Consider the following 14,840-nt stretch of genomic DNA (forward strand, 5'->3'; position numbering starts at 1 on the left):
TCGCGGGGCGTATGTCCCTGATTTCAGCAGCCGAGGCGGTCGCGATGACTCGTCGTTCGAAATCCATCACGCTCGTCTTGATGGGGCAAACCTTGCTCCTCGCGGGCGGTTGTTCTCGCCGGGATGAGGAGGAAGAGAGGCATCGTCATCATGGAGCCGGGACGTTCATCGGCCGAGGCCCGGTCGTCACCGGCGTGAGAGGCAGCACCGCGCCGAGCGTCTCGGCGCGTGGCGGGTTCGGCAGCTTTGGGGGACATGGCGTCAGTTCTTGAACTGATTCCCACCGACCGCGAGAGAAAAATATGCTCCGCATCGCCACCCCCCCTCGCCCCGACTGGCCGAAGACCGTCGAGTCTCAAGGTCTGCACTTCCACTCGATCGGCGGCGAGCCCTACTGGGACGAATCCGCCTATTACCTCCTCGAGGCCCGCGAGGTCGACCAGATCGAGAAGGCGACGTACACGCTCGACGCCCTCTGTCTGAATGCGGTCGAGCATGTCATCACCTCGGGTCGGCTCGACGAGTTCGACATCCCCGTCGAGTTTCATACGTTCGTCGCCGAGAGCTGGGAGCGCGACGAGCGGACGATCTACGGCCGGTTCGACCTGGCCTTCGATGGTAATGGACCGCCCAAGTTACTCGAGTACAACGCGGACACTCCCACCGCACTCCTCGAAGCCGCCGTGATCCAGTGGTTCTGGTCGCAGGACCTCGTTCGCAGTTCCGGCGTCGAACCCTCGTCGATTGATCAATTCAACAGCATCCACGAGCGCCTAATCGAGGCGTGGAAGGCCGTGAGCGACACCCTCGGCCGTAGTGTCTCGTTCGCGGCGATGACCGACTCGCTGGAGGACGCGATGACCATCACGTACCTCCGCGACGCGGCTACGCAGGCCGGCCTGGCGACGCAGATGCTCGACGTTGCCGAGATCGGCTGGAATTCTGCTCGCCGGGTCTTCACCGATCTGCGAGAACGCTCGATGGACGTCCTCTTCAAGCTCTACCCTTGGGAATGGATGCTGCGCGAGCCATTCGGGCAATACTTGCCGGGGGCCCCGACGCGCTGGCTTGAACCTCCCTGGAAGATGATTCTGAGCAGCAAGGCAATCCTTCCGGTCCTCTGGGAATTGTTCCCTGACTGCCCCTATCTGTTGAGGGCCGAGAATGAGCCATTCGGTGACACTTATGTCACCAAGCCCGTCCATTCGCGCGAAGGGGCAAACGTCTCGATCGTTCGCGAGGGGCGGCTCATCGCCGAGACCGCGGGCGAGTACACCGGCCGACGAATCTATCAAAGACTCTCCAGCCTGCCGGAGTTCGACGACCGGCACGCAGTCGTGGGAAGCTGGATCGTCAACGGTCATGCGTGCGGGATTGGCATCCGCGAAGATGATGGGCCGATCACCCGGAATACGAGCCGATTCGTACTGCACATCTTCCGGACGTCGGCCGGGGTCAAGCCGCCGATCATGCTCGCCAAAGCGGGACCTGGTGGGTATGAGGCTAACGCGAAGGTCCGCGAGAATCCGCTCTGGGACCGTTGGCTCGATCCCTCTTGAGATTGAGCGGTGCGAATAAGTCACCTCCGCCAATGCAAAGTCCCCTCGACGGCCCGTTTTCTGTGCCGGCGAGGGGTCTTGGTGCTTGACGACGTCCTCAATGACCGTGCTCGTGCCCCGAGTCGGCCTGGAAGACGGGGTTCTTGGCATCGCCTCTCGAAATAACATAAGCGAGGAGGTCTAGCACCTCTTCACGCGTTAATTTATCGAGCAGTCCCTTCGGCATGATGGAGCTTGCGGATTTGACCCGTTCCAGGACGTCCGATCGCTTGATGATGATCGGATCCGATTTGGCGAGCGGGTTCTCGATGACCTTGAACTCCCGGTCATTGTTCTCCAGGATCAGCCCGGTGATGACCTTGCCGCCCTCGGTTTCGAAGTTGTACGTGGCGTACTTATCCTCGACCTTCGCCGAGGGATCGAGGATTGAGGTGAGGATGTCGACCGGCTTCAACTTGCTATCAAGCTTGGTCAGGTCGGGTCCTATCTCCTGCCCTACGCCGTTGAGCTTGTGACAGCTCATGCAGTTGGCGACTTCGAAGAGTTGCTTGCCATTGCTGAAGGATCGGCCCTTCGGAATAGGCTGGATGAACGCGGTCAAGTCCTCGAGCTTCCATTCCTTGCGAGGCCGATTCGATCGGAGCAACTCATCATGAATCGAAACCGGATGGGCCGCGAGATAGCCTTCCGGATCCGCCAGGTATTCATCAAGGTCTTCAACCACGTATAAGGAGCCATACATTCTCCTCCAGTGCCCCGGATAGGTGCAGACGTAAGGATAAACGCCCACATGGCCGGGGGCGGTCAGGCTCAGCTTCTGGGTCTCGCGGGGCTGGAGCAGTCGGCTCGCGAAAATGACCTTGTCGGTCTGGGGCACATACTGCCGCTGGAGCGAGCCTGGGTCTGTGGCGGTCGACTCCGCGAGCATCCCCACCTCCTCGAGGCCCCCCGGCCGGGTCACCACGAAGTTATGGGGCATCAGGTCGTTGTTCTCGAAGACGATCTCCACGGCCTTGCCCGCCTGTACGACGAGCCGCTCCTTATCGTACAGCATCTGCTCGGGCAATGTCCCCAGCCGGAGAACGCGAACGCCGAGTTCGCTCAAAACCCGCCTCAGTTCCTTCGACTGGTCCCTGGGGAGTGCTGTGACGAGCGAGTCGGCGAGCTGCAACGCGTTAAGAGCCGCGGGGGCGGTCCGACCCGTCGTGGGGATCGACTTCACGTAGCCGACCAGGTCGTCGAGCAAGGGGCGGATTTCCTCCGTCGGGTACTCGGCCGCCGGGATGCGCTGGAGAGCGTGGATCGCGGCGGTGCGATCCTCGTTCGCGCGGACGAAGTGCGCAAGCGCTTTGAAGGTGACGGCCTCGCGGCCTCGAACATACGTGAGCGCGTTCATGGCGGCTCGACGGAGCAGGCTTGCGGGCGAACCGCCGCCGAGGTTGACGACGACGTGCTTGCTGGGGGCCGGCTGACGCACCTTCTCGAAGACCACGTTGCGGGCGGAGTCGAGGGCCTTCAGCGAGAAGCCATCGAGCCGTTTGGCGAAGTCGGCCTCGGTCCGGTTATAGATGGCGATAGAGTCGATCGGGTACTCGGTGCCGAGGTCCACTTCCCACCAGGGGTTGCTCGTCTGTTCCTGCGTGTGGGTCTGGCCCCCTGCCCCGTATTCGCCGCTCTTGTTGCCGTCGATGGCACGCTTGGCGTCGCCGTCGTAGTCCGTGTTCTTCTGCGAGGCCTTCCCCGATCGGGCGACGTTACGTCCGTCGCTGAGAACCTCGACCTCGGCCAGCGTGAGCGTCCTCGGACCCTTCAATTCGATTCGCACGTAGCGGGCCGAGCCGCCGATCTCCCTGGAGGCTCCCTTCTCGAGCGACGCCGGCAGACCCTTCAAGAGCGGCACGACCTTCGGATAGAGTTCCGCCCTCTGGCCCGCGTCGCGAATCAAGGGCATGGCGTTGACCAGGTCGAGCAGGCTACGAACTGACGTCTCGGCGAGCTTCCAGACGCGGTCGACCTTCCCCTCGGCCGCGATCCATGCGACGAATCCGAGCTGTCGGGTGATCGGCAGGTTCGACTCCATCGCGAGCGATTGGAGCTCATCGCGGACCTTCGACAATTCATCGGGACCGCGTCCGGTGAGGAGTCGCGCGAGGTCGATGACGACGGTCTCGTCCTGCTCACCCTTCAACGCGTCCTGGCTCCGAATCCCATCGATCAATACCTGGAGCTCAGATTTCTTGTCGAGGCGGGCGAGATCCGCGAGGATCTCACGTCGAACTTCATCGCGGATGCCTGGGCGGAAGAGGATCTCATGATCCACCGCGCGATCCCGCTTCATCTTGAGCAATTCGTCGTTGCTCATCTTCGCCATAAGGAATCGGACCCCCGCGACGCTCGTAAATGGGATCGGCTTACCCTCGGCAACGTCCTTGCGCCAGTAAGGGTCGAGAGCCCGCATCGTCTCGCCCCGGGTGAACTCGAGGAAGTCGTCAGAGGGATGCTCGGCCGAGATCAAGGGGATCTCGACGGCCTCGGCGACGTTGAAGAAACTCGCGGCCCGGATGGCTTCGAGCCTGACGCGAGGATACGGATCCGCGGCCAGGCCTTTCAGCAAGGCAAGAGCATCTGGGACTCGATCACGCCAGTAGCAGAGCACGCGCGTGGCAGCGGCACGGGCGCGGAAGTCGGGTGACTTGAGGACGCGCTTCAATACTTCGATGTTGACGACGTTCTGATACTGGTAGACCCACAGGCCTTCCAGTTGGTGATGTTCATATTCGGGGTCGGACTTGTCGAGAGAGTTGAGCCACTTGCCCAGGGCTGCGACGACCTCATCGGCGTCTCGGCCGCTGAGCTCGACCTTCGCCCGATAGCGTTCGCGATCCTCGGGGGATTTCAGGAGGTCGAGCAGCTTCGGGATGGGTTCGCCGGCGATCTTGGCCGGTTGCAGGAGGGGCCGTCCCTCGTAGGTGACCCGGTAGACGCGGCCGTGGATGCGGTCTCGGCTCGGATCCCGGAGGTTATGCTGCATGTGGCCGATGATCGGGTTCTGCCAGTCCAGGAAGTAGATCGCGCCGTCGGGTCCGACCTCGACGTCGGACGGCCGGAAGTTGGCATCCGACGACATCAGCAGCGGTTCCATTTCGGAGCCGGCGAAGCTCGCGTCGTTGTCCTCGATCTTGTACATCAGGATGCCCTGCGCCCCGATGACGTTGGGGACGAGCAGCGTGTTCTGGTACTGGCTCGGGAAGTGGCGGCTTGAAAGGACCTCAACGCCCGGACAAGGACGGGTTCGTTGCTGATAGACCTGTGGCGGGCGGTTGTGCTTGTTCGGGTAGTCGAGGTGCCCGGAGAAGAGGGTCCCGTGATAGGGGTTGGCCCCGGTTCCGTCGATGATCGTGTCCTGGCCCCAGTGGTCGAAGGCGTGCCCGTGAGGATTGGCGAACCCATAGCTTACGTAGACGTCGAACTTCTGGGCTTTTGGCTCATAGCGGAACACGCCGGCGTTCACGCAGCGGGTTGAGGGGCCGTAGGGGGTCTCGACCTGGGTGTGGTGGAACGTCCCTTCCTGGAAATAGAGGGCCCCACCAGGGTCGAGCGTGAAGCTGTTCGAGGCGTGGTGCGTGTCGGCGGTGTCGAGCCCACTGATGACCGAGCGCCTGACGTCGGCCTTGTCGTCGCCGTCGGTGTCCTCGAGGAAGACAAGGTCCGGGGCCTGCGCGATCAGGACGCCGCCGTTGGCGAACTCGAAGCCCGTGGGGCAATGCAGGTGGTCGGCGAAGGTCGTGGCCTTATCCGCCTTGCCGTCGCCGTCGGTGTCCTCGAGGATGAGCAGCTTGTCGTTCATCTCCTCCTTGGGCTTCCAGTGGGGATAGGTCGGCCAGACGGCCACCCAGAGCCTGCCCTTGTTGTCGAACGACATTTGCACCGGCTTGGCAAGGAGCGGGAACTCTTTCTCCGAGGCGAAGAGGTTTACCCGGAACCCCTTGGCGACCGTCATCGACTTGATCGCATCCTCGCCGCTCAGGAAGAGGTGCTCGCCTTTGGGACCCGCTCCCGGCTTATTCGTGGTCACGGGGATAAACGGCGGCGTGTTGCTGTCATCGACCTGAAGGTCGCCGCCGTTGGCGACGGACCATATACGCTTGTCGCGGTTCGCGGTCATGACGTCGAGCACTTCCATCTCGCGCTGGGCGACCACGCGATTGGTCTGCCCGCCGACGAAACGGAGGTCGGCACGTCCGCCGAAGATCGAATAGCCATCGACGGTGCGATAACGGTTGTACCAATAAAAATTCTTTTCGAGGATCGCCTGCCGGAGCTTCTCGAGTGCCCGCGGGTCTCTGGCGGTTGCGGTGGAGAAGAGGGCCGTGTCGATGATCTCGGCGATCGTGCGATTGCCCTCGGGAGTTGCATGGATCCCGTTGATCGTCAGCGGAGCCTTGGCTTTCTGATACGCGGCCTTCGTGGGATGGAAGAGGTCGACGAAGCCGACGTTCCCTGCTTCTGCAATCTCCCCGATCGCCGCGGTGTAAGCTTCCAGCCTGCGGTTATTCTCCGAGCCGTCGGGCAGGTTACGGTCGTGCAGGTCCTCATGAGCGATCGGCGAGAAAAGCACCAGTCGCGGGGCACTCGTGCCGTTGTACTTCTGGGCGAGCGTATGCTTGACGAAGTCGGAAAACTCTCGCTTGAAGGACTCAAGTCCTTCCGCGCCCCTGTACGATTCGTTGTAGCCGAAGAAGGCGAAGACGACGTCAGACTTGTTGAACTCGAGCCAGTGATCGGGACTGCCGAATCCATCGGATCGGAGTCGGAGCGTGACCTCGTCCCCCGAGAAGCCGAGGTTGCGGATCACGAGCTGATGCGTGGGGAAACGCGAGTTCAGAAAGGCTTCGAGCCAGCCGTCGTGCTGCATGCGATCGGCCAGCGTGTTCCCGACCAGGCTGATGTGATCGCCGGGATGGATCTCCAGGGGCGATGCCGCCTGAAGGTTTGAAGCGCTGAGCAGCGTGGCAAAGAGCCCGCAGAGCGTAGCGGACGTCATGCACCGCTTGAGGGTGTGTAAGAGAGGGACTCGAGCCATGGAGTTTCGCCTCGGTGGAGTCGGAGTTTCATCACGCTCGTCCCTCTTCCTTCGTGGACGTTGGACGAGCGTGTTACAGTCGGATGGAATGAGAGGTAGGACACCCTTCGACGAGAATCGCCGAGCCGAACCTCTCCGCCGAATTCACCCGATTACACCCAAGTCATCGAGGCGTGACAAGCCGCCGTAAGGGCGCATCGAAGCGTAATGCGCCTGGTGGGCAAATTTGGTTTTCTGTCAAACGTTCATGTGATGAAAGCTAGACTCGTTAGCTTTTGTTGGGCGATGAATCAACGAACTGAAGATCGGCATGATTCAACGCATAGGCTCGAGCGAGAGCCCACGGGCCGATTCAGAGACGATCGGCTCGGCGACGTCGACGTGGCGGATCTTCGGCCGGGTGGTAAGCCAGATCCAGAAGGCGGCCCCGACGGTGAAGATCAGCACGCTGATATTCTGCGAGATGGTCATGCCGGCGAAGAATACTCCCTCGTCGTCGCGGAAGGCTTCCATGGCGAATCGGGCCATCGCGTAGAAGATCATAAGCAAGGCCATGACCTCGCCGTCTCGCTTCCGCTTTGGGAAGTACCAGCTCAGGAATGCCAGGAGCGCGAAGCCGGTGATCGCGGAATAGAGCTGGGTCGGATGGACGGGGTGAGAGATCTCGGCCGAGGGCGGGATTTGTCGGAGGTAGACCTGGTGGATCCAGGGGATTGTGCCCGTCGGGAACTGGACGCCCCAGGGCATGTGGCAGATCGAGCCGAAGCAGCAACCATTGAACCAGCATCCCAGCCGGCCGAAGGCCGTTCCGAACGCCAGCGAGGGCGCGACGGCGTCGGCCATAGCCCGAAACGGGAAGGGATGGCGATACCAGTAGATGATCGAGCCGATCAGGCCGCCGATGATGCAGCCGTAGAATACCATCCCCCCTCGCCAGAAGCGGAGGATGTCGCCTAGGCTCGCGAAGGTCTCGTGGTGCTGAAAGACGAAGAAGAGCCTGGCCCCGATCAGGCCGCCGCCATAGAGCCAGATCGCCAGCTCGAAGACGCTGTTGGGATGGATCCGTTCCCGCTTCGCCCGCCAGGCCGTGAGGAACAGAGCCCCGGCGCAGGCGATGAAGAACATCGTGCTGTAGCCGTAGAGACGGAACCCCAGCCCGGGGATTTCCAGGAGAATCTTTCGCATTCCATCCCGCCTCTCGTGCGCGAGGAATCGATGCCAGGCCGGGGAAACGTGTCCTCGGCGAAGCCTCAACGTCCCCCATCACGCGTGGATTCGGTCGACCTGTGCTCTCATCCCAGCTGATGTGGCGCGGAGAGGATGCCCCGGGTCACCATTTCCATCAACCCCAGTTCGGGGGTGGATAGGCTCCTGTGCCAAAGAACCGCCAACAAAAAAGACCCTCCCGCGCAGGCTCGGGAGGGTCTTGAAGAAGAATCTTCGGTCGCGATGGGCGGTCAAACTCAGCTGAAGAGCTTGCCCACCGATTCCGCCTTCACCAACTCGCGAGGCTGGTTCAGGTGGTTGAATACGATCGTCGCGGGATCGATGCCGAAGGTGTGGTAAATCGTGGCGAGCAGTTCGCCCGGATGGACCGGGGCGTCGACCGGCGCCGAGCCCGTCTTGTCCGACTTGCCGTGCACGTAGCCGCGGCGGATGCCGGCACCGGCGACGACTGCCGTGTAGCAGTACGGCCAATGGTCGCGGCCGTCGGCGCTGTTGCCGTTGCCCGAGGTGCTCACGCCCTTCTGCGGACTCCGGCCGAACTCGCCCACCGCGACGACGAGGGTCTCGTCGAGCAGGCCGCGGTTGTCGAGGTCGGTGAGCAGGCCCGAGAGGCCGGCGTCGAGCATCGGGCCCGACTGGTTCTTCATACGCTCGGTGAGGCCAGTGTGGTGGTCCCACGAATGGTTGTCGGAGTTGGCGACCTTCGGCCAGACCACCTCGACGACCCGGGTGCCGGCCTCGACGAGGCGGCGAGCCAGGAGGCAGCTTTGCCCGAACGTGTTGCGCCCGTAAAGATCGCGGATCTTGTCCGGTTCCTCGGCCAAGTTGAACGCGTCGCGGGCGCGGCCCGAGATGATGAGGCGGAGGGCCTTGTCGTAGTACTGGTTCAGGTTGTAGTCCGCGACGGCCTTCTCGATGTCGGGCATGCCCGAGTCGATCGCCTGGCGGAGCTTGGCCCGACGCTCGAGGCGGACGGAGAAGACCTCGGGACGGAGCTGAAGGTCGTCGACCTTGATCCGATCCATCTTCTTGAGGTCCATGTCGTCGCCATCGGGGTAGAGCGTATACGGGTCGTACGCCTTACCCAGGAATCCGGCGGTGCCCCCCTTGCCGACGACGCCGCTCTCCTGGAGCGGACGCGGGAGCATGACGAATGGGAGCATCGGCTGGGTCGGCGGCTGGAGCCGGATGATGTTCGAGCCGAAGTTCGGGAAGTCCTTCGGGCTCGGGGGCTCGAGCTGGCCCGACGGGCTGACCTTGTCGGTCGTGTAGCCCGTCATCATCTGGTAGATGGCTGCCGTGTGGTTGAAGAGGCCATTCGGCGTATAGCTCATCGAACGGATCAAGGTGAACTTGTCCGTGATCTGCGAGAGCTTCGGCAGGATCTCGGTGAAATACGTCCCCGGGACCTTGGTGGGGATGGCCTTGAAGGCGCTCCGCACGTTGTCGGGGACGTTGTCCTTCGGATCCCAGAGGTCCAGGTGGCTCGGTCCCCCCTGGAGGTAGACCATGATGATGCTCTTGGCCTTGCCCCAGCCGGGCCGACCGGTCGCGCCGGTCTGGTCGGCGGCCGCGGCCTGGAGCTCGAGCATCGAGCCGAGAGAGACGCCCAGCAGTCCCGACCCCCCCACGCGGAGGAGGTCACGGCGGGTAATCCCGAGACTGCGGTCGCAGAGATCCTTCCCAGGTTCACCGGGAACAATGATCATCGTGCAGCTCCTTCTCAATGAGGGGAGGGTTCAATACGCTTCTATCGAACGGGCGTCTGACCGCCCGAGATCAATGGTTGAACAGGAACGCCGGGCTGTTGATCAGGGCCCAGGCGACGTCTTGCGCGGCGGTCAAACGCCTCGCGGCCGCCTGTTTCACGCTCATTTCAACATCCCGACGCAGTTGAGCCAACCGGCCATCGACCGGCAACGGCTGATTCGCAGCCTCGAGCTGGTCGCGGAGCTCCTTGAGCCGGGCATCGACCGGGAGCGGGGCCTGGCTCATCCCCACCGCCTGGGCTCGCTGGGCGAGCTCGGGGTCGATGGATCGGAAGTAGGTGAGCAGCGTGGCCTTCTGGGCCTCGGATCGGACCTCCGGCACCGTGGCGAGGATAGCTCTGAGGTCGTCGGGGAGGCCGAGGCCTACCGGCCGGGCGACTCGCGTCACCGACAGGCGGAAGCGGCCAAGCTGGTAAGATGGGGCGAAGTTCTGGTGCAGGCGGATCGTCAGCACCGTCCCCTTGTCGAAGCCGACCGGCTCCTTGGTCTCGAAGGTCGCCCAGTGCGTGGCCCCCGTGGCGGGCGAGACCGCCCAGGCGGAGAGCTGCGAGTTGGGGTCTCCGTCGACCGCCTTGTTGACGTCGAACCCGCCCTGGGTGAAGTCGGCCAGGGCCGACTGGAGCCCGACAGGCTTGGCCTGCTTGGGGTCGACCTTGGAGGTGGCGACGACCTCGACCTCGGTGAGGACGAAATTGCCATCCCCTGCCCTGCCCGGCCCGCGACGTGGCGAACGGTCGTCGCTCAGGGCCTCAAGACGGACGCCGGTGATCCCGGTCAGGTCTGTCTCGGCGACGATCGTGAAGACCGACTTGTCGTTGGCACCCGTCGCGACGATCGAGGCGTCAGCCTCCTTCGTGAGCACCGTCCCGCCGGTGGCCTGGACCGAGGTCGGATTGAGCACCTGCCAACGGCCCGAGAGGTTCTGCGACTTCTCCCAGGCCGCGAGCTTGGCGGGGATGCCAGCCTCATAGGCCTGGAGGTCGGCCGTAGCCTTGGCGATACCGGCCTGACGCTGCTTCTCGAGCTCGGCCGTCTTCGGGGCGAGTTCTTTCTCATAGGCCGCGAGAGCTGCCTTGGCCGAGACGATCGTCGCCTCGCGTTCCCGTTCCTGCTGGGGCCGGGCGAGGGCCACCTCGGTCTCCCGCTTGCCGAGCGACTCGGCTAGCCGGACGTGGTCGCCGTCGATCGCGGAGAACGACTGGAGGCAGGACTGGATTTCCGTGGGCGTGGCCTGACGGTTGAGAATCCGCACGAAGAGCTCATTGACTAGCGCGGTGTCGTTCGACTCCCTCGCCGTCAACTTGGCCACCTCGTTGTTCGGATCGGCGATGGCGTCGCCGATCGTCGGACCGCTCACGAGGGCCATGACGGGCCCGAGTTGGAGGCCGCTCGACCGCTCGCATTCGCAGGCGCTCTCGCGGACCGGACGGCCGAAGGTGGTCAAGAAGCCGCTGGGGAGTTCGACGCCCGAATCCGGCAGTTCGGCGGCACGAGTGCCGGCGGCGACACCGGGGATGTTCGAGACCGCACCTGTGACGCGATAGACGGCGTCATACAGCACTTCGGCCGGGAGGCGTCGGGCCATCGCGTGGGAGAAGTTGGTCTTATCGTCCTCGTTCCACTTGTTGGTGGCGACGGAAAGCTGATACGTGCGGGACTGGGTGATCAGGCGGATCAGGTGCTGGGCGTTGAATCCGCTCTTGATGAACTCCTCGGTGAGATAGTCGAGGAGTTCGGGGTTCGACGGAGGATTGCCCGCACGGACGTCGTCGAGGGGCTCGATGATGCCGACGCCGCAGAGGTAACCCCAGAGCCGATTCACGTAGCCGCGGGCGAAGTAGGGGTTGTCCTTGGCGGTCAGCCAGGAGACGAGCTCTTGCCGCCGCGTGGCCTTCTCGGGTGCCTTGTGGGCCGCCTCAAACGGGAACTGCGGTGGGGTGAGCTTGCCCGTGCGGTCATGCTTAACTTCGCCCTGGTTGGTGTCATAGACCTCTTCGAAGAGGGGTTTGCCCGCCTCGACGTCGGTGGCACCAATCTGTTGTCCGTTGCTCGCGGGATCCCCCTTGAGGCCGAATTGGGCGAAGTAGGCCGCGGTCTGATAGTACTGGTCCTGGGTCCAACGCTCGAACGGGTGGTCGTGACACTTGTTGCAGTTGAACCGGATCGAGAGGAAGAGCTGCGTCGTGTTCTCCATGGTCGACGTCGGGTCGCGGAGAATCTTGAAGTACGACGCGGGCGGGTTCGCCTTGTTCGAGCCGCTGGCCGTCATGATCGAGGTGACGAACTGGTCGTACGGCACGTTCCGGGCGACCTGATCTCGGATCCAGCCGCGGAACGCGACCGCACCCTCGACGCCCAGGAACTTGCGGTTCACCTGGAGCAGGTCGGCCCACTTGTTGGTCCAGTATTCGATATATTCCTTACTGCCGATGAGCTTGTCGATGACCGCGTTGCGCTTGATCCGCGTCTCGCGGTTATCGGCCAGGAAGGCCCGGACCTCGTCCGGGGTCGGCGGCAGGCCGGTCAGGTCGAGATAGATCCGACGCAGGAATTCGGCGTCGCCGCACTCCTCGGACGGGCGGATCTTGAGTCGCTGCCACTTGGAGGCGACGAGCTCGTCAATCTTGCCGAAGGTCGGTGGCTGCTCCCAGACGAAGCCGTTGCGGTCACCCATGACCGTGAGGGTCGTGGCTGCATAGGCTCCCTCGAACCTCGCGAGGATCGGGGCCTCGCCGCGGCGGATGGCGGTCATCAGGCCCGAGCGGTTCGCCGTGGCGACCTCGCCATTGCCGGTCTCGATGAACGCTTCTCGAGTCACGTCGCGGACTTCGCCGTTCGTGTAGGTGGCGAGGATTCGCATCTGCTGACGCAGGCCGGTCCGCTGCACGATCGGGTTGGTCGGCGAGACCTCGATCTTGGCGACCTTGGCGGAGTCGGTCTTGAGCCTCGCGCCGCGGGCGATCCAGTTGCGGAGGATCTCATAGTAAGGTTCGCCGGGGTGCATCAACTGACCGCCGACGTGCGGGACGGCCCCCGCCGGCTTCTGAAGCATCAGGCTGTCGTCGGGCGAGGCCAGGTTGACGCGACGCGAGGCGTGGTCGTCGGTGAAGGCCCGGACGTCGAAGATCGGGTCATAACCTCGGAGCGAGAGCTTGAAGCCGTTCTTGCCCTGGGCCGAGCCGTGACAGGTCCCCTGATTGCAACCAAGCCTAGAGAGGACCGGGTTGACGTCGTGGACGAAGTCCGCCTGGTACTCGGCCGTCATGCCGTTCACCGTCACAGGGACCTCGACCTTGGCGTCTCCATAGGAAAGTGTCAGCACCCCCTGGCCGTCGCTCATGGGCCGGACGATGCCGGAGCGGGAGACATCGACGAGCGGCCTCGAGAGTTTGTGATCGGCCATCCGGGTGATGTCGATCACCTCGCCCGTATCCAGCTGCCCATAGACGAGCACCTGGACATAGGAAAACTGATCGGCCAGCTTGATCGTGAGGGGCTCGACCTTCATCGAGACGACCTTGGTCCCCGCGGGGATCGACTCCGACTCGATGGCTTCCTCGGTCTTTGCAACGACGGAGACGGCCGACTTCGGCGCGGGCTTCTCACCCTCGCTGACCGGCTCGGGGACGAACTTCTTGATCAGGGCGCCCGTGTCGGAGTTCAGCAGGCGGACCAAGCCATCCGAACCGGCCGCGGCCAGGACATGGCCATCCTTGCTGAAGGAGAGCGAGTAGACGGCACTCTCCGGCAGATCCACCTGGCTGATGAGCTTGCTGCGCGGGTGAGTGTAGTCGGTTAGGGCCTTGGTTTCCTCGGGGCTGCGTGCCGCCGGGATCTTATTCTGGATGGCCGTGATGTTCGCCGGGAAGGTCTCTTCAAACTCGTAGGCGTAGACCTTGATGTCGCCCGAGCCGTCGAGGCTGCTCGCGGTCGCGATCCGCTTGCCATCGGCGCTGAAAGCGGTCCCGGTCACGCGGCCCTTCATGGCGTCGAAGGATCGAATCTGATTCGAATCATCGCCGATGACGCGGACGGTCTGGCGGAAGATCCGGTAAAGCTTGGGGATGCCGTCCGAGCCGCCGAAGACGATCTCATCACGCGAGGGGTGCCGGGCGACGGTCAGGATGCCTCCCTTGAGGGCTCCTGGGGTGATCGACGTGATGTTGTCGATGAACCGTTGCGTGGCGACTTCCGTCAGCTTGGCCGACATGTCGCGGCCGACCGAGACGACGTGCGAGCCGTCCTTGGAGAAGGCCGTGTCCAGGACCCAGTCGTTGTGAGAGCCCATGAACAGGAGTTGTGCGCCAGTCTTGGCGTCGATGGCTCGGACGCTGTTATCCGCACAGCCCACGACGATCTTCGTCCCGTCGGGCGACCAGGCCGCACCATAGACGGTGTCGAAGGTCAGCGGTACGGACAGGTCGAGCTTCCGCTTGGCGACGTCCCAGATCTGGATCTCGCCGGTCTGTGCCGGGTTGCCGCCGGTGACGGCCAGACGAGATCCGTCGGGCGAGAAGCGGAGGGATTCGATCCGGGCCGAGAGGCCGACGAGCCTGGCCAGGAGTTCCGAACCATCGGCCTTCCAGAGCAGGACTTCATGGAAGCCCGCGACGGCCAGATACTGGCCATCGGGTGAGTAGTCGAGGGCCGGGATGACGATCGGGCGGCTGTAAACCGGAGGATGCTCGCTGTCGTAGCGGATCTTGGCGCTGGCCGGCGAGTCGTCCACGGCCCCTTCGGCGATCCACTTCGTGATCAGCTCGATTTCGGGGGCCGAGAGGGGCGGCTTGCCCTGCGGCATTTCCGCCTTGCCGTCGCGGGGCGTGATCTGGTCGATGAGGTTGCACTCGGCCGGTTTGCTCGGGAGGATCGCCGCCTCCTTCGAGTCGCCACCGGCGATCAGCTTCTCGAACGACGTCATCACATAGCCACCGCCCGCCTTGGCAGGCTGGTGGCAGCCCTGGCACTGGGCCTGGAAGATGGGGCGGATTTGCTTGTAGTAGCTGACCTTGGCCGGGGCTTTCGGCGGCTCTTCCGCTGCATTGGCGATGCCGAGGGGCAGGACCAAGAAAGCGGCCGCGGCGCATGCGCGCGTCATCCAACGTCTCATCAGCAGCATCGCGAATGGCTCCTCGGCATCAGTCGGCGGTGTATCTCGAGGGCGCGGTCAAATTCGTCCCCTGACCTGACCCAAGGTTGAAG

General features: G+C 63.5%; 6 protein-coding genes. 2 read left to right on the forward strand and 4 right to left on the reverse strand.

What is annotated here, in order from left to right; all coding sequences use genetic code 11:
- Positions 1 to 44 precede the first annotated feature (44 nt).
- Together ACOYYX_RS29705 and ACOYYX_RS29710 are read left to right on the forward strand one after the other, a co-directional pair.
- Positions 45 to 272, forward strand: a complete 228-nt coding sequence (locus tag ACOYYX_RS29705; protein WP_422926323.1) for a hypothetical protein — start codon at positions 45 to 47, stop codon at positions 270 to 272.
- A gap of 30 nt (positions 273 to 302) precedes the next feature.
- Positions 303 to 1,559, forward strand: coding sequence for a glutathionylspermidine synthase family protein (locus ACOYYX_RS29710; RefSeq protein ID WP_422926324.1), 1,257 nt, complete (start codon positions 303 to 305; stop codon positions 1,557 to 1,559).
- A 97-nt stretch (positions 1,560 to 1,656) separates the two neighbouring features.
- On the opposite strand, the gene ACOYYX_RS29715 is transcribed toward ACOYYX_RS29710, so the two are convergent.
- The 4 genes from ACOYYX_RS29715 to ACOYYX_RS29730 all read right to left on the reverse strand — a co-directional run bounded on the left by ACOYYX_RS29715 (position 1,657) and on the right by ACOYYX_RS29730 (position 14,736).
- The gene (locus ACOYYX_RS29715; protein ID WP_422926325.1) at positions 1,657 to 6,642 is read right to left on the reverse strand and encodes a PVC-type heme-binding CxxCH protein; all 4,986 of its coding nucleotides are present in this window, start codon (positions 6,640 to 6,642) and stop codon (positions 1,657 to 1,659) included.
- Between the two features lie 315 nt (positions 6,643 to 6,957).
- Complete coding sequence (lgt, locus tag ACOYYX_RS29720; RefSeq protein ID WP_422926326.1) at positions 6,958 to 7,827, reverse strand: prolipoprotein diacylglyceryl transferase; 870 nt, start codon at positions 7,825 to 7,827, stop codon at positions 6,958 to 6,960.
- A gap of 278 nt (positions 7,828 to 8,105) precedes the next feature.
- A complete protein-coding gene (locus ACOYYX_RS29725; protein ID WP_422926327.1) occupies positions 8,106 to 9,578 on the reverse strand; it encodes a DUF1501 domain-containing protein in 1,473 nt (490 codons plus the stop codon).
- Positions 9,579 to 9,648: 70 nt separating this feature from the next.
- Positions 9,649 to 14,736, reverse strand: coding sequence for a DUF1549 domain-containing protein (locus tag ACOYYX_RS29730; protein WP_422926328.1), 5,088 nt, complete (start codon positions 14,734 to 14,736; stop codon positions 9,649 to 9,651).
- Positions 14,737 to 14,840 lie beyond the last annotated feature (104 nt).

It is taken from the genome of Singulisphaera chitinilytica, from assembly GCF_049331405.1.
In the GTDB taxonomy this organism is placed as follows: Bacteria; Planctomycetota; Planctomycetia; order Isosphaerales; family Isosphaeraceae; genus PoT.

Coding starts and splice junctions, on each gene's coding strand:
- ACOYYX_RS29710 (WP_422926324.1), top strand. CDS start 303: ATGCTCCGCATCGCCACCCCCCCTCGCCCCGACTGGCCGAAGACCGTC.
- ACOYYX_RS29730 (WP_422926328.1), bottom strand. CDS start 14,736: ATGACGCGCGCATGCGCCGCGGCCGCTTTCTTGGTCCTGCCCCTCGGC.
- lgt (WP_422926326.1), bottom strand. CDS start 7,827: ATGCGAAAGATTCTCCTGGAAATCCCCGGGCTGGGGTTCCGTCTCTAC.
- ACOYYX_RS29725 (WP_422926327.1), bottom strand. CDS start 9,578: ATGATCATTGTTCCCGGTGAACCTGGGAAGGATCTCTGCGACCGCAGT.
- ACOYYX_RS29715 (WP_422926325.1), bottom strand. CDS start 6,642: ATGGCTCGAGTCCCTCTCTTACACACCCTCAAGCGGTGCATGACGTCC.
- ACOYYX_RS29705 (WP_422926323.1), top strand. CDS start 45: ATGACTCGTCGTTCGAAATCCATCACGCTCGTCTTGATGGGGCAAACC.